Source organism: Mesorhizobium sp. B3-1-9 (assembly GCF_006439595.1).
Taxonomy (GTDB): domain Bacteria; phylum Pseudomonadota; class Alphaproteobacteria; order Rhizobiales; family Rhizobiaceae; genus Mesorhizobium.
On sequence record NZ_VFTJ01000001.1, the window covers coordinates 600,248 to 619,511 of the forward strand.

18 protein-coding genes are annotated in these 19,264 nt (G+C 65.1%); 7 read left to right on the forward strand and 11 right to left on the reverse strand.

Annotated features, from left to right (window positions below; translation table 11 throughout):
- Positions 1 to 132 precede the first annotated feature (132 nt).
- Complete coding sequence (locus FJW07_RS02790) at positions 133 to 807, reverse strand: GntR family transcriptional regulator (RefSeq protein ID WP_140643267.1); 675 nt, start codon at positions 805 to 807, stop codon at positions 133 to 135.
- Positions 808 to 1,149: 342 nt separating this feature from the next.
- On the opposite strand from FJW07_RS02790, the gene FJW07_RS02795 reads away from it, so the two are divergent.
- The 4 genes from FJW07_RS02795 to FJW07_RS02810 are packed head-to-tail and all read left to right on the forward strand — an operon-like array spanning position 1,150 to position 5,580.
- Complete coding sequence (locus FJW07_RS02795; RefSeq protein ID WP_246680627.1) at positions 1,150 to 2,622, forward strand: sugar ABC transporter ATP-binding protein; 1,473 nt, start codon at positions 1,150 to 1,152, stop codon at positions 2,620 to 2,622.
- Positions 2,619 to 3,617 (forward strand): ABC transporter permease, encoded by a 999-nt coding sequence (locus tag FJW07_RS02800; protein WP_246680628.1) that lies wholly within the window; start codon positions 2,619 to 2,621, stop codon positions 3,615 to 3,617. The genes FJW07_RS02795 and FJW07_RS02800 overlap by 4 nt, the downstream gene beginning before the upstream one ends.
- Positions 3,614 to 4,612 (forward strand): ABC transporter permease, encoded by a 999-nt coding sequence (locus FJW07_RS02805; RefSeq protein WP_246680629.1) that lies wholly within the window; start codon positions 3,614 to 3,616, stop codon positions 4,610 to 4,612. Before FJW07_RS02800 ends, FJW07_RS02805 begins: the two co-directional genes overlap by 4 nt.
- A 32-nt stretch (positions 4,613 to 4,644) precedes the next feature.
- Positions 4,645 to 5,580, forward strand: coding sequence for a sugar ABC transporter substrate-binding protein (locus tag FJW07_RS02810; protein ID WP_140854287.1), 936 nt, complete (start codon positions 4,645 to 4,647; stop codon positions 5,578 to 5,580).
- 71 nt (positions 5,581 to 5,651) lie between these two features.
- On the opposite strand, the gene doeB is transcribed toward FJW07_RS02810, so the two are convergent.
- The 10 genes from doeB to FJW07_RS02860 form a co-directional block, all read right to left on the reverse strand.
- Entirely contained in the window at positions 5,652 to 6,656 is a 1,005-nt protein-coding gene (gene doeB, locus FJW07_RS02815) for a N(2)-acetyl-L-2,4-diaminobutanoate deacetylase DoeB (RefSeq protein WP_140854289.1), read from the reverse strand.
- Between the two features lie 4 nt (positions 6,657 to 6,660).
- Positions 6,661 to 7,839 (reverse strand): ectoine hydrolase DoeA, encoded by a 1,179-nt coding sequence (doeA, locus tag FJW07_RS02820; protein WP_140854291.1) that lies wholly within the window; start codon positions 7,837 to 7,839, stop codon positions 6,661 to 6,663.
- Positions 7,840 to 7,875: 36 nt separating this feature from the next.
- Complete coding sequence (locus FJW07_RS02825) at positions 7,876 to 8,868, reverse strand: cyclodeaminase (protein ID WP_140854293.1); 993 nt, start codon at positions 8,866 to 8,868, stop codon at positions 7,876 to 7,878.
- Positions 8,865 to 9,851, reverse strand: coding sequence for a hydroxyectoine utilization dehydratase EutB (gene eutB, locus FJW07_RS02830; RefSeq protein ID WP_181182537.1), 987 nt, complete (start codon positions 9,849 to 9,851; stop codon positions 8,865 to 8,867). The genes FJW07_RS02825 and eutB overlap by 4 nt, the downstream gene beginning before the upstream one ends.
- Positions 9,852 to 9,856: 5 nt before the next feature.
- The gene (gene eutA / locus FJW07_RS02835) at positions 9,857 to 10,633 is read right to left on the reverse strand and encodes an ectoine utilization protein EutA (RefSeq protein WP_140643321.1); all 777 of its coding nucleotides are present in this window, start codon (positions 10,631 to 10,633) and stop codon (positions 9,857 to 9,859) included.
- A gap of 5 nt (positions 10,634 to 10,638) precedes the next feature.
- Positions 10,639 to 11,298, reverse strand: coding sequence for an ectoine/hydroxyectoine ABC transporter permease subunit EhuD (ehuD, locus tag FJW07_RS02840; protein ID WP_140643319.1), 660 nt, complete (start codon positions 11,296 to 11,298; stop codon positions 10,639 to 10,641).
- The gene (gene ehuC, locus FJW07_RS02845; RefSeq protein ID WP_140854295.1) at positions 11,298 to 11,957 is read right to left on the reverse strand and encodes an ectoine/hydroxyectoine ABC transporter permease subunit EhuC; all 660 of its coding nucleotides are present in this window, start codon (positions 11,955 to 11,957) and stop codon (positions 11,298 to 11,300) included. The genes ehuD and ehuC overlap by 1 nt, the downstream gene beginning before the upstream one ends.
- Positions 11,958 to 12,158: 201 nt before the next feature.
- The gene (ehuB, locus tag FJW07_RS02850; RefSeq protein ID WP_140643249.1) at positions 12,159 to 13,010 is read right to left on the reverse strand and encodes an ectoine/hydroxyectoine ABC transporter substrate-binding protein EhuB; all 852 of its coding nucleotides are present in this window, start codon (positions 13,008 to 13,010) and stop codon (positions 12,159 to 12,161) included.
- Positions 13,011 to 13,104: 94 nt separating this feature from the next.
- Positions 13,105 to 13,890, reverse strand: a complete 786-nt coding sequence (gene ehuA / locus FJW07_RS02855) for an ectoine/hydroxyectoine ABC transporter ATP-binding protein EhuA (RefSeq protein ID WP_140854297.1) — start codon at positions 13,888 to 13,890, stop codon at positions 13,105 to 13,107.
- A 135-nt stretch (positions 13,891 to 14,025) separates the two neighbouring features.
- Entirely contained in the window at positions 14,026 to 15,411 is a 1,386-nt protein-coding gene (locus tag FJW07_RS02860; protein WP_140854299.1) for a PLP-dependent aminotransferase family protein, read from the reverse strand.
- An 83-nt stretch (positions 15,412 to 15,494) separates the two neighbouring features.
- Between FJW07_RS02860 and FJW07_RS02865 the strand changes: the two genes are divergently transcribed.
- The 3 genes from FJW07_RS02865 (at position 15,495) to FJW07_RS02875 (ending at position 19,251) form a co-directional block, all read left to right on the forward strand.
- Positions 15,495 to 15,983, forward strand: a complete 489-nt coding sequence (locus tag FJW07_RS02865) for an Lrp/AsnC family transcriptional regulator (protein ID WP_140643242.1) — start codon at positions 15,495 to 15,497, stop codon at positions 15,981 to 15,983.
- 360 nt (positions 15,984 to 16,343) lie between these two features.
- On the forward strand, positions 16,344 to 17,837 hold the full coding sequence (locus tag FJW07_RS02870) for an NAD-dependent succinate-semialdehyde dehydrogenase (RefSeq protein ID WP_140854301.1): 1,494 nt from the start codon (positions 16,344 to 16,346) through the stop codon (positions 17,835 to 17,837).
- 34 nt (positions 17,838 to 17,871) lie between these two features.
- On the forward strand, positions 17,872 to 19,251 hold the full coding sequence (locus FJW07_RS02875) for an aspartate aminotransferase family protein (RefSeq protein WP_140854303.1): 1,380 nt from the start codon (positions 17,872 to 17,874) through the stop codon (positions 19,249 to 19,251).
- Positions 19,252 to 19,264 lie beyond the last annotated feature (13 nt).

A 19,264-nucleotide genomic window follows, 5' to 3' on the forward strand; every position in this document is an offset into this window, starting at 1 on the left:
CGGAAAACCGCGTCACACCTTTCCTGGGATTGCAGAGCATGATCCCGAAAAGTGGGAATCGGTTTTCGGATAAGATCATGCTCCAACAAAGAGCTGGATCAGGATGGCGATTGAACGAAATGTCACCCTGATCTAGCCGAGGAGCTCGGCGGCGACTTCGAGCGTGTTGCGGAAGGATGTCTCCAAGTGGCTCTCCATCGCCTGCGCGGCGCCCTCGGCGTCCTGACGCTTGAGCGCGTCGAGAATGGCCTCGTGCTGCTCGATCGTCTGCTCGCCATAGCCGGGCTTGGGGATCGCGAGATAGCGGCCGCGATCCATCTGCGCCTTGGAGATGTCGACCACCCGCCAGATCGCCGGTAGGCCGCAGATCTCGGCTATGGTGCGGTGGAAGACGTCGTCGAGCTGGATCGCGACGGCATAGCGTCCACGCGAAATGGCGAGCTTGTGAGCGGCCATGTTGTCTTCAAGGAGTTCGGCTGCCTGCGGCGTCATCTTGGCCGCGGCACGCCTGGCGCTTTCCATCTCCAGCGCCCGGCGGATGACATAGGCTTCCTCAAGATCGGCGCGGCTGATCGGCGCCACATAGGTGCCGCTCTGCGCCAGGATCTTGACCAGCCCTTCGTCGCTGATGCGCTTGACCGCCTCGCGCACCGGCGTGCGCGATACGCCGAGCGCCTCGGCAATCGCAACTTCATTGATGATCTCGCCCGGCTTCAGCTGTCCGACGACGATCAGGTTACGGATCTTGTTGTAGATCTGGTCGCGCAGCGGCAGGGCCCGATTGAGGGTCGAAGGGTCTAGATCCATGGAAAATCCCATCGCTCGTCCACGCCAATGGATAAATTATATTAGAATGCCAACCGGAATGCACGTATGCGCGAAGCCGGTTGCCCCCTGCAAAAAGCGCTCTGAAAACCAGCTTGCCAGAACTGTTATATTAGTGCAATAGTGCCCGCCGTCGCGATTATCGGCGTCGTGGCGAAAGCGTTTCAGGGTGCCCAAGCGTGGTTGCGCGAAGGCCTTCTTGGTCGGTTTGAGGGACCGGCCATGCGCTTGATACGGCCGATGATCCCGTGCCGTGGAGCGCCGGCCGTCTTGCCAGGGAGGACCAAGCCAGAAATGACTGCCGTGGCGGATTGTGCCCTGGACATGCGAGGCATCAGCAAGGCGTTTCCGGGCGTGAAGGCGCTGTCGAACGTCAATTTCGCCGTGAAATTCGGCACCGTCCACGCGGTCGTTGGCGAGAATGGCGCCGGCAAGTCGACCCTCATGAAAGTGCTCAACGGCTCATACGCGCCGACCAGCGGCACGATCAAGGTCGGCGGCAATGAGGTGCGCATGCGCAAGCCGGCGGACGCGCAGGCGCTCGGCATCCGCATGGTTCACCAGGAGATCAATCTGGTCCCCGACCTGACTGTAGCAGAGAACGTCTATCTCGGCCGCATGCCCGGCAAATGGACCTGGCTGCGCAAGGGCGAGATGGCCAGGAAGGCCGCGGCGGTTCTCAAGGAACTGGGCGCAGCGATCAATCCGCGCGAACGGCTGGGCAACCTCTCGATCAGCCAGCAGCAACTGGTCGAGATCGCCAAGGCCTATGCCGCCCAGCCTCGCATCATCGTCCTCGACGAGCCGACATCGTCGCTAAGCGAGCATGAGACGGCGGCGCTCTTCCGCATCCTGCGCAAGATGCGCGGCGAAGGCATCGCCATCGTCTACATCAGCCACCGGCTGAAGGAGGTGCTCGAGATCGCCGACGAGGTCACCGTGCTGCGTGACGGCTCGATGATCGAGACGCGTCCCATCGAGGGGATCACCGCGGCCGAGATGATCCGGCTGATGGTCGGCCGCGAGGTGAGCAACGTCTTTCCCAAGAGCCCGGCCAAGATCGGCACATCGGTGCTGCGTGTCGAACGCATCGGCGACGGCGCGAGCTTCCGCGATATCAGCTTCGACGTGCGGGCAGGCGAGATCCTCGGCTTGACCGGCCTCGTCGGCGCCGGCCGCAGCGAAGTCGCGCGCGCCATCTTCGGCCTGTCGCGTCTGGCCGAGGGAAGCGTCAGCGTCAATGGCCGCAAGGTCGTCATCAGCTCGCCGTCCGAGGCGGTGCGAGCCGGCATCGCCTACGTTCCGGAGGACCGCAAGGGCGACGGCATCGTGCCCGGCATGTCGGTGCGCGAGAACATAAGCCTGCCTATCCTGCGCCGCCTGACCAGCTTCGGGCGCATCAGGGGCAGCGCCGACCGTTCCTTGTCGGCCCTTTACGTCAAGCAATTCTCCATCTCGCCGCCGGATGGCGAGCGGCGCATCAATCTTCTGTCGGGCGGCAACCAGCAGAAGGCGGTCATCGCCAAATGGCTCGCGGCAAAGCCCGCCGTGCTGATCCTCGACGAGCCGACGCGCGGCGTCGACGTCGGCGCCAAGGCGGAGATACATCACATCATCGGCCAGCTCGTCGCCGACGGCATGGCGGTGGTGATGATCTCGTCGGAACTGCCTGAAATCCTCGGCGTGTGCGATCGCGTGGTGGTGATGCGGGACGGCCGCGCATCGTCACCGCTGACCCGCGCCGAGCTCAGCGAGGAGCGCATCATGGCGCTCGCGACCGGCGAGGAAGCGGCGTGACGGAAGCGGCCATGGAGATCAGCGGCGTGAACCGCAACGACCGTTTTACGCGAGGCAGCAGGCTCGTCGATCTGCTGTCGAAGGCCGGCCTTGTGCTGGCCATCCTCGCGGTCATCCTCTACGGCTCGTTCGCCAGCCCGGCCTTCTTCACCGCCGGCAATATGCTCAACGTGCTGACGTCGATGTCGATCGTCGGCATCGTCGTGGTCGGCATGACCTTCGTGCTGGTGGTCGGCGGCCTGGCGGACCTGTCGGTGCCCGCCACCATCGCTTGCGGCGCGATCCTTTCGCTGGGGCTGCAGCCGCTGGTCGGCCCCGTGCCGGCCTTCGTCCTTGCCGTGGCGCTGGCCGGGCTGATCGGCCTGCTCAACGGCGTTCTCGTCGGCTATCTCGGCATCAATCCGATCATCGCCACGCTTGGCGTGGGAACCATCGGCCTCGGCATCGTCCAGGCCGCGGTCGGCGGCGTCATCGTCTACGGCTCGAACACCGCCTCCGCCGAATTCGCCAAGGGCCGGCTGCTCGGCATCCCGGTCGTGGTGCTGATCTTCCTGGCCGTCGCGCTGATCGGCCATTTCGCGCTTTCCAGGTCCTTCTGGGGACGCTGGACGCTGGCGACCGGCGGCAATTACAGCGCCGCGGAGGCCAGCGCCGTGCCCGTCAAGGCGGTTAAGGCCGGCGCCTTCGTGATCACCGCGCTCGCGTCCGGCATCAGCGGCGGCCTGCTTGGCCTGACCCTGCAGAGCGCGCGGCCGCTGATCGGCTCCGGCTACGAATTCAGCGCCATCACGGCGGTCGTCGTCGGCGGCGTCTCGATCATCGGCGGCTTCGGCTCGGTGCCGAGGGCCATCGCCGGGCTCGTCTTCGTGCAGCTCCTCACCAATGTCATGGTGCTGCAGGGCGTGCGCACGCCGATCCAGGGTTTTGTGCTGGGCACCCTGATCGTCGGCGCGGTCGGCATGGACGCCGCGCTGCGCAAGCGGGGAGTGGCATGATGCGCCTCCTGGTCCTTGCCTCGCAATATCGCGTTCTCATCATCCTCGGTCTGACGCTTGTCGTCTCGGCGCTGGTCGTGCCGGGTTATCTGGCGCCTTCGACGCTCGGCCTCGGCCTCGACCGGGCCGCGACCATCGGCCTGATCGCCATCGGCCTGACCTTGCTTCTGATCGCGGGTCAGATCGATCTCTCCGGCGGCGCGGTGTTCGCGCTGGCCGGCATCGTCTCGGTCATCCTGCAGCGCGAGATCGGCATTCTGCCCGCGGCGCTCGTCGGCATCCTTGTCGGCGCCGTCGCCGGCGCGATCAACGGCGCCTTGGTCGTCGGGCTGAAGGTCAATTCGCTGGTGCTGACCCTGGCCACGATGCTGATCTTCCGCTCGCTCGCGCATTGGGTCACCAACAGCCAGCCGGTGACCGGCACCGACATCATGCTGTCGCTGGCGCTGGCCAAGATCTATCTTGAGATATTCACCATCCGCAGCGCGCTGTTCATCGTCCTGATCGTGTTGCTGCATGTCTGGCTGACGCGCACCATCCCGGGCCGCAACGTCTTTGCCGTCGGCTCCAATCCGGCGGCCGCCAAGGAAAGCGGCATCGCCTCGGACCGCATCGTCTTTCTCGGCTTCGTCTTCGCCGGCACGCTGGCCGGCCTCGCGGGCGTCCTCCAGAGCCTCGTCACCAACACCGGTTCGCCCGTCTTCGGCTCGGAACTGACGGTCGCCGTTATTGCCGCCGTCGTCGTCGGCGGAACCCGCCTCGAAGGCGGCAGGGGATCCGCGCTCGGCACGCTGGGCGGCGTGCTGACGATCGGCTCGCTGACCATCGCGATGGAGTTCCAGTCCATACCCGCATACGTCCAGCAGGTCGTGTCCGGGCTGATCCTGATCCTGCTCGTCGTGCTCGATCGGGCCGTTACTACCAAGGGCAGGGCTCCGGGCCCGCGCCCTGCGCTCGTTCGCGACAAACCAATCACTCAAGGAGGAAACGTATGATCGGGAGGAAACGTATGATCGGGAGGAAACCTATGATTGACAAGAAAAGCATGCTCAAGATCGCCGCCGTGGCGCTCTTGTCCTCGACCGGATGGGCCAGCGCCAAGACCGTCTGCTACGTCACGGCGGCGGATTCGCATGCCTATGCGACGCCGGCCAACAAGGCGCTCGAGGCCCGCGCCAAGGAGCTTGGCGTCGAGATCCTCAGCCTCAGCCAGGACTTCGACGTACAGAAGGGCACCGAGCAGCTCAACACCTGCGTGGCGCGCAAGGTCGACGGCATCATCCTGTGGCCGCTCGACCCGCAGGCCTACATCCCGGGCCTTGCCCGCGCGCAGCAGGCGAACATCCCGGCGATCCTCATCAACTCGCCGATGAGCGACGATGCCAAGCCGTTCATCAAGTCCTTCACCGGACCGGACGTCTATGAGGAAGGCAAGCTGGCGGCGGATTCGCTGAGCAAGGCGCTGGGCGGCAAGGGCTCGGTGGTCATCATCGCCGGCCAGGCCGGCAACGGCACCACCATCGGCCGCGTCAACGGTTTCACCGACCGCCTCAAGGAAACCAACGCCGACATCAAGGTGCTCGATACGGTCAACGCCGACTTCGACCAGCAGAAGGCGCTGGTCGTCAGCCGCGACCTGATCACCCGCTTCGGCGACCAGATCACCGGCGTCTACGCCAATGACGACACCATGGCGCGTGGCTTCATCGACGCCTGGAAGGAAGCCAATCCGTCCAAGCCGACGCCGCCGATCGTCGGCATCAACGGTCAGAAGGATGCGTTCGAGTCGATCAAGAGCGGCGAGATGTACTCGACCATCGTGCAGTCGCCGGTCGAGGACGGCCGCCTCGCGATCAACACCATGGCCGAGATCATCGACGGCAAGGAGGTCAAGGACCGGCTGCCGATCCCGCTGACGGTCGTCACCAAGGACAATGTCGGCTCGGTCGAACCGGCATTCTGATCACGCGGCCGGCCCGGTTAAACCGGGCCGGCCTATCCGCTGCACGGCGCCCGTCCGACGCCGCGCCAAGATTATCCCCGAACGGCCACGCCCAGCACCGAGACGCAGTCGCCCGCCTTGACCAGGCCTGGGAAGTGACGCGCGGCGAGCAGCCCCGACATCCTGGCCCTGATCTCCCGCGGCGCCTGCCCGGTGCGCCCGACCGGATGGATGCGCGCCACAACCTGGCCGTCCTCCACGGGCTCGCCGAGATCGACCATCGTCTCGATCATGCCGTCATCCTCGGCGAAGGCGAAGCAATCGCCCGACGGCATGTCCAGCCACTGAGTTCCGCTTTTCTCGACCGCACCATCGACAATGCCGGCGTGGCGGAGCACGTTGAGGATGCCGCGCCGGGCAATCCGCACCGTCTCGGCGCGAGACGTTCCGCCGCCGCCGAGCTCGGTTGTGACGAAGACCTTGCCCATCTCCTCGGCGGCCGTGTCGTACATGCCGACCGCGTCGATCTCGGTCATGCGCATCGAGAATGGCGCCGAGAAAGCCTCGACCGCGGCGAAGGCCTTCTTCTCCTGCGCCTTGTCCGGCAGCGTGTGCGCCGCGCAGAACGGCACGAAATCCAGCGTCTTGCCGCCGGAATGGAAGTCGAAGACGATGTCCGCGCGGGGAAGCAACTCGCGCTGGAAATAGTCGGCGATCTTCTCGGTCGCCGTGCCGTCCGGGCGGCCGGGGAAGGAGCGGTTCATATTGCCCTTGTCGATCGGCGAGGTGCGCGTGCCGGCCCGGAACGCCGGATAGTTCATCGCCGGCACGATGATGACCGTGCCGGAGACGTTTCTCGGATCGAGCGTGCGGGCGAGCTCGTAGAGCGCCAACGGCCCCTCGTATTCGTCGCCGTGATTGCCGCCGGTGAGCAGCGCCGTCGACCCCTTGCCGTTGTGCAGGACACAGACCGGGATCATCACCGAGCCCCAGGCGGAATCGTCGCGGCTGTAGGGCAGGCGCAGGAAGCCATGCTGGACGCCGTCGCGCTCGAAGTCGACGGTCGGCGCGATCGGCGACGGACGCAAAGCGGACATCGGCTCAGTCCTTCACGAAGAGCTTGCGCGGCACATTGGCCAGGCACTCGACGCCGGTGTCGGTGATCAGGATCGACTCGGTGATCTCCAGCCCCATCGTCTCCAGCCAGAGACCCGTCATGAAGTGGAAGGTCATGCCAGGCCTGAGCTCAGTCCGGTCGCCGGGGCGCAGGCTCATGGTGCGCTCGCCCCAGTCCGGCGGGTAGGACAGACCGATCGAGTAGCCGGTGCGGTTGTCCTTGACGATGCCGTACTTCTTCAGCACGGCGAAGAAGGCGTTGGCGATGTCTTCGCAAGCGTTCCCCGGCTTTGCCGCGGCAAGGCCTGCCTCCATGCCTTCCAGCGTCGCCTTCTCGGCATCGAGGAAGGCCTGCGTCGGCTTGCCGAGGAAGACGGTGCGCGACAGCGGACAATGGTAGCGGTTGTAGCAGCCGGCGATCTCGAAAAACGTGCCTTCGTTCACTTTCATCGGCTTGTCGTCCCAGGTGAGATGCGGCGCCGAGGCATCGGCGCCCGACGGCAGCAGCGGCACGATCGCCGGATAGTCGCCGCCGATGCCGGCGACGCCGCGCGTGCCAGCATCGTATATCTCGGCGACCAGATCGCATTTGCGCATGCCGACTTCTACTTTGTCGACGATGCGCTGGTGCATCGCCTCGACGATGCGGGCGGCCTTGCGCATATAGTCGATCTCGGTCGGGCTTTTCACCGCCCGCTGCCAGTTCACCAGCGCGGTGGCATCGGCGAAACGGGCATTGGGCAGGTGCTTCTGCAGCGCCGCGAAAGCGGCGGCCGAGAACCAGTAGTTGTCCATCTCGACGCCGATCGTGAGCTTGTCCCAGCCGCGCTTGGCCAGCACGCTGGCGAGGTAATCCATCGGGTGCCGCTCGGTCGACTGCACGTAGTGGTCGGCGTAGCCGACGATGTTGTCATGGGCGAGATAGGCGGTGCGCTTGGCGCCGTTGGCGTCCTGGCCGCGGCCGTACCAGACCGGCTCGCCCGAAGGCGGCACCACCACCGCCTGATGCACATAGAATGACCAGCCGTCATAGCCTGTCAGCCAGGCCATGTTGGACGGATCGCTGACGATCAGCAGATCAACGCCTTTAGCCTCCATGGCTTTTCGCGTCTTGGCGAGGCGATCGGCAAATTCGCTCCGCGAGAATTTCAGGTTTGGCTGCATTTTGTTGTCCTCGTTTGTTGGGCCTGGCGGCCAGCATCAACTTTCGAAATTGAGCCCGGCATTGGTGGCGCGCGCACGGTCGCGAGCCAAAGTGGCGATTGCGGTGTCCTGCACGCCGGTGCCGGTGAGGTCGGCGATGGTGATGTCGCTTGCCGAGCGCCGGCCGGGTTTCTCGCCGGCAATGATCTGGCCGAGCTCCGTGACCTCGGCGTCGGCTGTCATCACGCCCGCCTCGATGGCGTGGTGAAGCTCGCCCAGGCGCCGCGTCTGCTTGGCGCTGTCGGCGACATATAGGTCGGCCATGCGCAGGATCGCCGGCGCGATCTCGTTCTTGTGCTCGGCGTCCGAGCCCATGGCGGTGATGTGCTGGCCGGCGGAGACGAAGCCGGGCTTGATGAGTGGTTCGATCGAAGGCGTCGTGGTGACGATGATGTCGGCTTCCGCTGCCGCGCTCGCCGCATCCGGCTCGGCCCGCACGGCAATGCCCAGTTTCTTGCGCAAGCGCGCGGCGGTCGCCTCCGCCTTGGCGGCGTCGCGCGCCCAGATGCGCGCTTCCTCGATCGGCCGCACGAGCCGCAGCGCTTCCAATTGCAGGCTGGCTTGCAAACCGGCGCCGAAGATCGCCGCGACCTTGGAGTCTTCGCGCGACAGATGCTTGGCCGCGACCGCACCAGCGGCGGCGGTGCGGATATCGGTCAGATAGCCATTGTCGAGCAGCAGCGCCTCGACCACACCGGTCTTTGCCGAAAGCAGCACCATCATGCCGCCGCCGCTCGGCAGGCCCAGCGTCGGATTGTCGAAGAAACCGGAGCTTATCTTGACCGCGAAACCGTCTATGCCGGGCACATAGGCGGACTTCACGTCGACCTCGCCGCGATGCTCATGAATGTCGAGCCGCAGAATCGGCGGCATCGCCACCGGCAGCGTGGCCAGGGCGCGAAAAGCGTTCTCGATACAGGCGACCGCTTCGAGATCGAGTGTCACGATCTTGCGCAATTCCGCCTCGGTGAGGATGGTCATGCGGCTCATGCAACGCGCTCCATCAGTGCAGGGTCGCCGCAGACAATGCGGCGATGCAGGCCCATATCGATATTGCGACCGGAGAGGATCAGAACAGTTGGGCCGCTCACTTTGGCCTTACCGGCAAGCAGCGCGCCCATGCCTACGGCGCCCGCGCCCTCGACGATCTCGCGCTCTTGCTCATAGGCATGGCGGATGCCAGCGGCGATCTCGTCCTCGGCAAGCAGGACGACGTCGTCGAGCAGGTCCCGGCACATGGCGAAGGTCAGCTGGTTGTCGAGGCCGATGCCGCCACCGAGCGAATCCGCCAATGTCGGCAGTTCCTCGACCTGCACCGGGCGGCCGGCATCGAGGCTGGCTTTCATCGCGGCACCCAGCGCCATCGAGATGCCGATGACTTTGGTGCCTGGGCTCACCCCCTTGACCGCCGCCGCGACGCCGGACGCCAGCCCGCCGCCGGAGAGCGGCACCAGCACCGCCGCGGTATCTGGAACCTGCTCCATGATCTCCAGGCCAAGCGTGCCTTGGCCGGCTATGATGCCGGGATGGTCGAAGGGCGGCAGCATGACCAGCCCTTCCTCGGCCACCAAGCGGTCGACCTCCTGCTGGGCATCGTCCTGGCTGTTGCCAACGATGCGGACATCCGCGCCGAGGCGGCGGATGGCGTCGAGCTTGTTTTGCGGCACCAGCTTCGACATGCAGATCACCGCGCGGATGCCTTCAAGCTTCGCCGCATGCGCCAGCGCGCGGCCGTGATTGCCGGTCGAGGCGGCGACGACGCCGCGCGATCTTTCTTTTGCGCTCAACGCGGCGATGGCGTTGGAGGCGCCGCGCAGCTTGAACGCGCCGGTGGTCTGGTGGTGTTCCAGCTTGAGATGAACCGGGCTGCCGGTGCGCTCCGACAGGCTTTGCGACAGCACGCAGGGTGTCCGCTCGACCTTGCCGGCAATGCGTTCGCGCGCTGCGCGAATATGCTGAAGCGTAACTGGCATTTCGATCACTGCGCCAGAGGCTTGGTCCACAGCCGGCCGAACTCCGGTCGCGGCTTGTCGTCGCCGCACAGCCGCAGGCAGTTCCAGGCGCTGGCCTGGTTGCTGGTGACGACCGGACGCCCGATCGCCTCTTCCATGCCGGGAACGGCGAGCGCGGCGCGCAGCGCGGTGCAGGAGACGAACAGCGCATCGGCCTGGGGGTGCATGATTTTGCGCGCCATCTCGACGAGGGACACCGGCGTGATCCGCGCCATCTCGCGGTCGTCCTCGAAGCCGAGGCAAGAGAAGCTCTGGATGTCGAAGCCGTGTGACGCGAAATAGGCTGCCATCGGCCGGCTGGTCTCGACGGTGTAGGGCGTGAGGATGCTGATGCGCTTCACGCCGAAGGCGTTCAGGCCGCGTATGCCGGCCATCGGCGGGGTGACGACGGGAACGCCTGGCTTGGCCGCCTGGATGGCAGCTTCGATCTCGGCATCGCCGATCACCACGGAGGCGGAGGTGCAGGAGTAGCAGATCGCATCGAGCGGCTCGTCCGGCAGGATGAGTGCCGCGCCCGCCGAAAGCGACGGCTGCATCTTGCGCAGATTTTCCGGCGTGGTCGGGTTGGCATAGGGGATGCGCGCGACATAGACGCCGACGCGCTCGCTCGCCACCATGCGGCGGAAATCCACCTCGCTGGTGTGATCGGTGGCCAGGGCGATCAGCCCGACGCGCTTTTGCAGCGGACGCGCGTCCAGCGCGGGGTGCGCCGTTTCGAGGCGGATGTCGGGCAATGCGTTCATGACTTTCATCTTTCGATCCTGCCGTAGCGATGCTCCAGCCAGCGCAAGAGCACGACGGAGCAGAGGCTGATGACGAGGAAGAAGGCGCCGACCAGCGTCATCGGTTCGATGTAGCGGTAATAGGTGTTGGCGACGCTCTTGGCCTGGTTCATCAGCTCCAGCACCGTGATCGCCGAAAGCAGCGGCGTCTCCTTGAACATGGCGATAAAATAGTTGGCCAAGGCGGGGATCATCGGCGGGATCGCCTGCGGCAGAATGATATGCGTCCAGGTGTGGCGGCCATTGAGATTGCAGGCCTTGGCCGCTTCCCACTGGCCGCGCGGCACATTGTCGATGCCGGCGCGATAGACCTCGGCCGTGTAGGTGCCGTAATGCAGGCCAAGCCCGATGACGCCCGCCACCAGCGGTGGCAACAGGATGCCGATGTCGGGCAGCACGTAGAAGATGAAATAGAGCTGCACCAGGAGCGGCGTGCCGCGGATGAACTCGGCGAACCAGCCGACCCCGCGTGCGACCATCCGGTTCTCCGAGCGCCGCGCCAGCGCGATCCCAAGCCCCACGATTGCGGCCAGGATCGAGCCGAGCACCGTCGCCAGGATGGTGATCTTCACCCCCTGGATCAGGGTAGGCATGATCTCCCAGACGAAGTTCCAATCCCAGTCCATCAGACACGCACCCCATCAAGGCCGCGCGCCATGCGGCGTTCCAGCGTGCGAACGCCCCAGGAGACGATCAGCGCGAGGGCGAAATAGATGACCAGCACGGAGACGAAGGGCATCAGTGTGCTGCCGGTCTGCGAGCGCACCACCTGCGCCTGGAAGGTCAGGTCGGCGAGCGAGATCAGCGACACGACCGACGTCGCCTTGAGCAGCTCGATCGCGTTGTTGCCGAAGGTCGGCAGCATGACCAGCAGCGCCTGCGGCAGGATTACGTGGCGCATGCCTTGCCAGCGGCCGAGATTGAGCGCCGTGCAGGCCTCGTATTGCTCGCGGCCGACCGACAGGATGGCGCCGCGCACCACTTCCGCCGCGTAGGCGCCGACATTCAAGCCCAGCGCCAGCACGCCCGCCTGCAGCGGCGTCAGCGACAGGCCGGCGAAAGGCAGCACGAAATAGGCCCAGAACAACTGCACGAAGATCGAGGTGCCGCGGAAGAATTCGATGTAGACGGTGGCGATCGCGCGCACGATGAAGAAGCGCGACACGCGCCCCATGCCGGCAAGGAAGGCCATGATCAGAGCAAGCACCGACCCCATCAGCGTCAGCTCGATGGTGACAAGCGCTCCTTGCAATATCAGGCCGAGATAGCCGGACCACTGGGTCATGGGGTTCCAACGTTTGCGGTTAGCTTCCTTCTCCCCGTTAACGGGGAGAAGATGCCGGTTTACCCTCCGTAGCTTCAGCGCAGCTGCTGCGTAGGACGGGTAGGCAGATGAGGGGCAGCGCGAACCTTGAAATGCTGCGCCGCCCCTCATCCGGCTCTTCGAGCCACCTTCTCCCGTAGGCGGGAGAAGGCAAAAGAGCGTTTACTTCGCCGAGCAGAGCTTCTCGCGCGTCGTCGACATCGCGGCCGCGGCCGAGAAGCCGTAGGGCTCGATGATCTTGGCGAACTCGCCGGACTTCTTCATCTTGGCGAGCTCGACGTCATAGGCATCGCGCAGCGCCTCGTCGCCCTTCTTGAAGGCGGCGCCGTCGCAATAGACCGGCGCGCCGACCACCGGGGCGATGACGTCGAGGTTCGGGTCGTTGGCCTTCTTGACCAGGTCGTTGATCGAGAGCACCGGCAGCGAATAGGCGTCGATGCGGCCGTCCTGCACCATCTTCAGACCGCTCTGGCCGTCCGGCACGACGATGACGCGGTCGCGCGGCACGCCGGCGTTCAGCGCCAGCTTCTCCTCGGTGCCGCCGCCAGGCGCGCCGACGGTCGCCGACGTATCCTTGGCGATGTCCTCATAGCTCTTGAAGCCCTTCGGATTGCCCTTCTTCACCAGGAGCGCCTCGGCATCGCAAAGCACCGGCTCGGAATAGGCGACCGCCGCGCAGCGCTCCGGCTTCATGAACAGGCCCGCGGTGACGACGTCGAAGCGGCCCGCCTGCAGGCCGGGGATCATGGCGCCATATTCGGAGATGGAGGCCACGACATCCGCGACGCCAAGCCGCTTGAAGATCTCGCGCGCAACATCCGGAGCCGCGCCCGAAACCTTGCCATCGGCGGCCACCGCCGTATAGGGCGGCTCGTTGGCGATGGCGAGGCGGGCGAAGCCCTGCGCCTTCAACTGCTCGAGCTTGCTGTCGTCGGCCGAACCCGCGCTGGTGGCGGCGAGCATGGAGGTCAGCGCGAGGCCGGCGACGCCAGCCAGAATGCCAAGTTTCTTCATTGTTCCCAACTCCTTGTTTGTCTTCTTGGTTTGCCTGGTTCGGGACGGCCGTTGGCCGCCCGTGGACGGCTTACGCCGCCCGTTTGCATTGCGGTCAGACGCGATGTCCGGCCGCGATGATCTTCTTCAGGAAGCTTTGCGTTCTTTCCTGTTTGGGATGGCGGAAAATCTCATCGGGCTTGCCTTCCTCGACGATCCTGCCGCGGTCGAAGAACAGCACGCGGTCGGCGAAGTCGTGGGCGAAGCCCATCTCATGGGTGACGAGCAGCATCGTCATGTCGGTCTCGGCGGCGAGCTTGCGCATGACGTTGAGCACTTCCTCGACGAGCTCCGGGTCGAGCGCCGAGGTGATCTCGTCGAACAGCATGATCTTGGGCGACAGCGCCAGCGCCCTTGCGATCGCCACGCGCTGCTTCTGGCCGCCGGAGAGTTGCGCCGGCATCGCCTTCGCCTTGTCGGCGAGTCCGACCATGTCGAGCAGTTCCATCGCCCGCTTCTCGGCGGCGGCGCGCGCGACGCGCTTGGTCAGCATCGGCGCCAGGGTCACATTGTCCATGACGCATTTGTGCGGAAACAGATTGAAGAGCTGGAAGACCATGCCGATCTTCTGACGCATCCTGGCCAGATGCCGCTCGTCGGCCGGCAGCAGCTGGCCGTTGCGCTCCATGTGGTAGAGCTGCTCGCCATCGACCTGGATATGGCCGCCGTCGATCTTCTCCAGCGTCATCAGGATGCGCAGGATCGTCGTCTTGCCTGAGCCGGACGGACCGATCAGCGCCAGCTTCTCGCCCGGCATGACCTGCATCGACAGGCCGTCCAGCACCTTGAAGGCGCCGAAGCTCTTGGAAATCGCATCGACCTTGATGATGGGCGCGGGCAATCCATGTCCTCGTCTGGAGAAGCCTATGCCCTTAACGATGCGAAACGTGCTAAATCATGTCAATTGGGAAAATAATATCATGACAATATTTCCAGCGCGGCACAATTTCAGGGCAATCTGAGCTCCATTTGTGCATCAGATGGCGAGCAGGAGATGCTCCGGATCGCCGAGCAACAGCTTGGCGACAACGCTCAGGCCGGCCCGCAGTTCCCCCTCCGTGGTCGATCCGAGCGAGATACGCACGGCCGGATGCCAGGGCGTGTTGGCGATGCGGAACGAGGTGCCCGGCGCGATCGCCACCCCGCGCAGGCGCGCCTGCGCGACGAAGCTCTCCTCGGCGCGGTCGCCCGGCAGTTCGAGCCACAGATGCAGCCCGTCGCGGTGGACGCGATAGTCGACGCCTGCCAGCATTTCGGCGGCAATCTCCTGGCGCCGCTTCAACGCCTGGCGCTGCCAGTTGACCAGTTCCATCGCGGTGCCGTCGCTCACCCAACGCGTCGCGATCTCGGCCACCATCGGCGTCGCCATCCAGTTCGAGACGAGGTGGCGGTTGGCGACGGCGGCGGCATAGCGGTCCGGCACCGCGAGGTAGCCGATGCGCAGGCCGGGCACGACGATCTTGGTGAAGGAGGTGACGTAGAGCGTCCGCTCCGGCGCAAAGGCGGCAACCGCCGGCGGCCGGCCTTCGACTAGCGGGCCGAGCACGTCGTTCTCGATGATGGCGATGTCGTGCTTGCGGGCAACCGCCGCAATCTGCTCGCGACGGGTGGCGTCCATCAAGGTCGCCGTCGGGTTGATCACCGATGGCTGGACGAAGACTGCGCGAATGTCTGACAGGCGGCAGGCCTCGTCGAGCGCTTCGGGGATCAGCCCGTTGCCGTCGATGGGCAGGCCTTCGAGGTTGAAGCCGAGATAGCGGGCGAGCGGGATCAGCGTGTGGTGACCGATCGCCTCCGTGGCGACGGTCGAGCCGGGCGGCGCCACGCTCATCAGCGCCACGGTCATGCCGGCGGTGGCGCCATTGGTGAGGCTGACATTCTGTGGCGATGCCTCCAGCCCGCAGAGCCTCAGCCATTCGACCGCAACGGCGCGGTGGCGCGGAAACACCATGTTCGGCCGGAAAGACAGCGCCGAGCTCGAAGGCAGGTTCTCGGCGAGCCAGCCCAGCGCCTGCTTCAATTTCTCCAAATGCATCGGTTCGCAGACCGGCTTCAAGATCGAGAGGTCGATGACTTCGCCCAGCCGTTCCGGAATATAGGGCGGCTCCGGTTCCCGGCGCTGCGTCTGCACGAAACTGCCGCGACCGACCTCGCCGGAAATAAGACCGCGCCGGATCAGTTCCTCATAGGCGCGGCTGACGGTCTGCACCGAAAGTTTCAGATCGTCCGCGAGGCGGCGGTGCGTCGGCAGCCGCGTTCCGTTGGCGAGCCGCCCGTCATGAATGGCGCGCGCGAACTGGTCGGCCAGCGAGAGATAGGCCGGTCGGCGGATGAGAGCAGGATCTGGCTGCCACAATGTCATGACTTATTAGAGAGCCAAATCAGTGCAATTGACAATCGAAATAATGCATCGTCATGGTGTCCGCGACGAAAGGCGAATCCCGCATGGCGGCAACGAAACTCGACCCGATCGACCTCAGGATTCTCGACGCGATCCAGCGCGACGGGCGCATCACCAAGCTGGCGTTGGCCGAGAAGGTCGGCCTCTCGCCGACGCCGTGCTGGATGCGGCTGCGCAAGCTGGAGAAAGCCGGCATCGTGTCCGGCTACCACGCCGCGATCGCCATGCGCGCTATCGCGCCGGTGGCGACGGTGCTGATGGAGGTGACCCTGGCCAACCACCGCCAGGCGGACTTCGATCGGTTCGAGCGGGTCGTGCGCGATGTTCCGGAGATCGTCGCCTGCTGGTCGGTGGGCGGCGGCGTCGACTATGTCCTGAAGGTGATGGCGCGCGACATCGATGCCTACCAGCGGCTGGTCGACAGCCTGCTCGAACGTGAGATCGGCATCGACCGCTACTTCACCTACATCGTCACCAAGACGGTCAAGGACGAGACGGTGCTGCCTGTGGCCGACCTGCTGCCCGATCAATGAAAGCGCCATCGTCATCCACGGGCGGAGCGACGCGAAGCGGAGCGCAGACCCGAGGATCCATTCCGTGACTTTCACGTAGGGTGCTGCGGAGCAGAATTCTGCATCGTCGCAACGCCTCAACGTCACGGAATGGATCCTCGGGTCTACACCGCGTCGCTTCGCTCCTTGCTTCGCCCGTGGATGACGACTTTGAAGAGGCTCGGCCAATTTTCACGGTTCGGCGCCGCCTGCTGGCCGGCCAGCTAGAGAGTTCGTCTGCTTCCGCGCGCCAATAGAGACAATCTCTCTATCAACAGCCGCTGAAACAGTCCCATTCTTTGCCCGACACGGTTGATGCTTCGGCATCGAATGGAGACGCCGATGTCCGCGCATTTTGCCCGCACCAACCACCATGAAGCGCTAGACCGGCTCGCCGATCGCCGGCTGCTGCGTGCGCTCGCCTATGTCGACGGCCACTGGACGGCGAGCGAAGCGGCGGCAAGTTTTGAGGTTACCGATCCGGCCACCGGCGCTACCGTCGCCTTCGTGGCCGCGCTCGATGCCGATCAGACGACAAAGGCAATCAACGCCGCATCCCGCGCCTTGCCGGCCTGGCGCTCGGCGCTGCCGCAGGAGCGCTCGAAGATCTTGCGGAAATGGTTCGATCTGATCATCGCCGCCAAGCACGACCTCGCGCTGCTGATGACGCTTGAGCAGGGCAAGCCGCTGAAGGAGTCGCTCGGCGAGATCGACTACGCCGCCTCCTTCGTCGAATGGTATGCTGAGGAAGCGAAGCGCCACAACGCCGAAAGTGTAACCAGCCATCTGCCGAATGCCGAGATGTCGGTGCGCCGCGAGCCGCTCGGTGTGGTCGGCGTCGTGACGCCGTGGAATTTTCCGTCGGCCATGCTCACCCGTAAGGCCGCCGCAGCGCTTGCCGCCGGCTGCACCATCGTGGCGCATCCGTCCTCGGAAACGCCGCTGTCGGCTTTGGCGCTGGCCGAGCTCGGTGAGCGCGCCGGGCTGCCGGCAGGCGTCTTCAACGTCGTCACCGGCGATGCGCGCACGATCGTCGCGGCGATGTGCGCCGACGCCCGCGTTCGCGCCATGAGCTTCACCGGATCGACCGAGGTCGGCCGTCTGATCGCCGCGCAAAGTGCCGCGACCATGAAACGGCTGGTGATGGAACTCGGCGGCCATGCGCCGCTGATCGTGTTCGACGACGCCGATATCGACAAGGCCGTCACGATTGCGCTGGATGCCAAATTTGCAACCTCCGGCCAGGATTGCCTTGCCGCCAACCGCATCTATGTCCAGCGGCCGATCTATGATCGCTTCTGCGCCGCTTTTGCCCGCCGCGTCGAGCAACTCCATGTAGGTAACGGTCTATCCGTGGATGCCGATGTCGGGCCTCTGATGCACGAACGTGCCGTCAAGAAAGTGGAGGAGCAAGTCGCCGATGCGCTCACCCACGGCGCGCGCTGCCTGACCGGCGGCAAGCGCCACGCTGCCGGGCCGCTGTTTTACCAGCCGACGCTGCTCGCCGATGTGCCGGACCCGGCTTTGATCATGCGCGAAGAAACCTTCGGCCCGGTCGCCGCGGTGACGCCGTTCGACGACGAGGCGGAAGTCGTCGCCCGCGCCAATGCCACGGAATATGGCCTGGTCGCCTATGTCGTCACCGAAAACGGTGGTCGCCAGGCGCGCATGGGCCGCGCCCTGGAGTACGGCATGGTCGCGATCAACCGGGTCAAGATCACCGGCGCGCCGATCCCCTTCGGCGGTGTCAAGCAGTCCGGCATCGGCCGCGAGGGCTCGCGCCACGGGCTCGAAGCCTTCACCGATCTGAAATACCTTTGCCTGGACGTTGCCTGAGCGCGCCGACAGGATCCGAACAAGGAGTCAAAAAATGCTCGAACAATCCAACGAACTCTCCGCCTGGGACCGCGACCACTTCTTCCATCCCTCGACGCATATGGGCACGCATGCGCGCGGTGAATCGCCGGCCCGCATCATGGCCGGCGGCGAAGGCGTCACCGTCTGGGACAACACCGGCAAGAAGAGCATCGATGCCTTCGCCGGCCTCTATTGCGTCAATGTCGGCTATGGCCGCCAGAAGATCGCCGATGCTATCGCCGAGCAGGCCAGGAACCTCGCCTACTATCACGCCTATGTCGGGCACGGCACCGAAGCCTCGATCACGTTGGCCAAGATGATCATCGACCGCGCGCCGAAGGGCATGAACCGAGTCTATTTCGGCCTCTCAGGCTCAGATGCCAATGAAACCAACATCAAGCTGATCTGGTACTACAACAATGTGCTGGGCCGGCCCGAGAAGAAGAAGATCATCTCGCGCTGGCGCGGCTATCATGGCTCGGGCGTCATGACCGGTTCGCTGACCGGGCTCGAGCTGTTCCACAACGCCTTCGACCTGCCGCGCGCGCCGATCCTGCACACCGAGGCGCCCTATTATTTCCGCCGCGCCGACCGCTCAATGAGCGAGGAGCAGTTCTCGCAACATTGCGCCGACAAGCTCGAGGAGATGATCCTCGCCGAAGGTCCGGACACGGTCGCGGCCTTCATCGGCGAGCCGATCCTCGGCACCGGCGGCATCGTGCCGCCGCCGGCCGGTTATTGGGAGAAGATCCAGGCCGTGCTGAACAAATACGACGTGCTGCTCGTCGCCGACGAGGTGGTGACCGGCTTCGGTCGCCTTGGCACCATGTTCGGCTCCGACCATTACGGCATCAAGCCGGACCTGATCACCATCGCCAAGGGCCTGACCTCGGCCTATGCGCCGCTGTCGGGCGTCATCGTCGCCGACAAGATGTGGCAGGTGCTGGTGCAAGGCTCCGACAAGCTCGGTTCGCTGGGCCATGGCTGGACCTATTCGGCGCATCCGATCTGCGTTGCCGCCGGTGTCGCCAATCTCGAACTGATCGACGAGATGGACCTGGTGAAGAACGCCGGCGAGACCGGCGGTTACTTCCGCGCCGAGCTCGCCAAGGCCGTCGGCAGACACCGGAATGTCGGCGAGGTGCGCGGCGACGGCATGCTGGCCGCGATCGAATTCGTGAAGGACCGCGACGACCGTGTCTTCTTCGATCCGGCGCTGAAGGTCGGACCGCAGATCGCCACGGCGCTCGCGGCAAGTGGCGTCATCGGTCGCGCCATGCCGCAGGGCGACATCCTCGGCTTCGCCCCGCCGCTCTGCCTGACGCGCGAGGAGGCCGACATCATCGTCGCAAAGACCGCCGACGCGGTGAACAGCGTGTTTGCCAGTATCTGAGAAGCGACATCTG

Excerpts from the sequence above, each read along its gene's own strand:
- FJW07_RS02790 (WP_140643267.1), bottom strand. The coding sequence starts at position 807 with ATGGATCTAGACCCTTCGACCCTCAATCGGGCCCTGCCGCTGCGCGAC.
- FJW07_RS02795 (WP_246680627.1), top strand. The coding sequence starts at position 1,150 with ATGCGAGGCATCAGCAAGGCGTTTCCGGGCGTGAAGGCGCTGTCGAAC.
- FJW07_RS02805 (WP_246680629.1), top strand. The coding sequence starts at position 3,614 with ATGATGCGCCTCCTGGTCCTTGCCTCGCAATATCGCGTTCTCATCATC.
- FJW07_RS02810 (WP_140854287.1), top strand. The coding sequence starts at position 4,645 with ATGATTGACAAGAAAAGCATGCTCAAGATCGCCGCCGTGGCGCTCTTG.
- doeB (WP_140854289.1), bottom strand. The coding sequence starts at position 6,656 with ATGTCCGCTTTGCGTCCGTCGCCGATCGCGCCGACCGTCGACTTCGAG.
- doeA (WP_140854291.1), bottom strand. The coding sequence starts at position 7,839 with ATGCAGCCAAACCTGAAATTCTCGCGGAGCGAATTTGCCGATCGCCTC.
- FJW07_RS02825 (WP_140854293.1), bottom strand. The coding sequence starts at position 8,868 with ATGAGCCGCATGACCATCCTCACCGAGGCGGAATTGCGCAAGATCGTG.
- eutB (WP_181182537.1), bottom strand. The coding sequence starts at position 9,851 with ATGCCAGTTACGCTTCAGCATATTCGCGCAGCGCGCGAACGCATTGCC.
- eutA (WP_140643321.1), bottom strand. The coding sequence starts at position 10,633 with ATGAACGCATTGCCCGACATCCGCCTCGAAACGGCGCACCCCGCGCTG.
- ehuD (WP_140643319.1), bottom strand. The coding sequence starts at position 11,298 with ATGGACTGGGATTGGAACTTCGTCTGGGAGATCATGCCTACCCTGATC.
- ehuC (WP_140854295.1), bottom strand. The coding sequence starts at position 11,957 with ATGACCCAGTGGTCCGGCTATCTCGGCCTGATATTGCAAGGAGCGCTT.
- ehuB (WP_140643249.1), bottom strand. The coding sequence starts at position 13,010 with ATGAAGAAACTTGGCATTCTGGCTGGCGTCGCCGGCCTCGCGCTGACC.
- FJW07_RS02860 (WP_140854299.1), bottom strand. The coding sequence starts at position 15,411 with ATGACATTGTGGCAGCCAGATCCTGCTCTCATCCGCCGACCGGCCTAT.
- FJW07_RS02865 (WP_140643242.1), top strand. The coding sequence starts at position 15,495 with ATGGCGGCAACGAAACTCGACCCGATCGACCTCAGGATTCTCGACGCG.
- FJW07_RS02870 (WP_140854301.1), top strand. The coding sequence starts at position 16,344 with ATGTCCGCGCATTTTGCCCGCACCAACCACCATGAAGCGCTAGACCGG.
- FJW07_RS02875 (WP_140854303.1), top strand. The coding sequence starts at position 17,872 with ATGCTCGAACAATCCAACGAACTCTCCGCCTGGGACCGCGACCACTTC.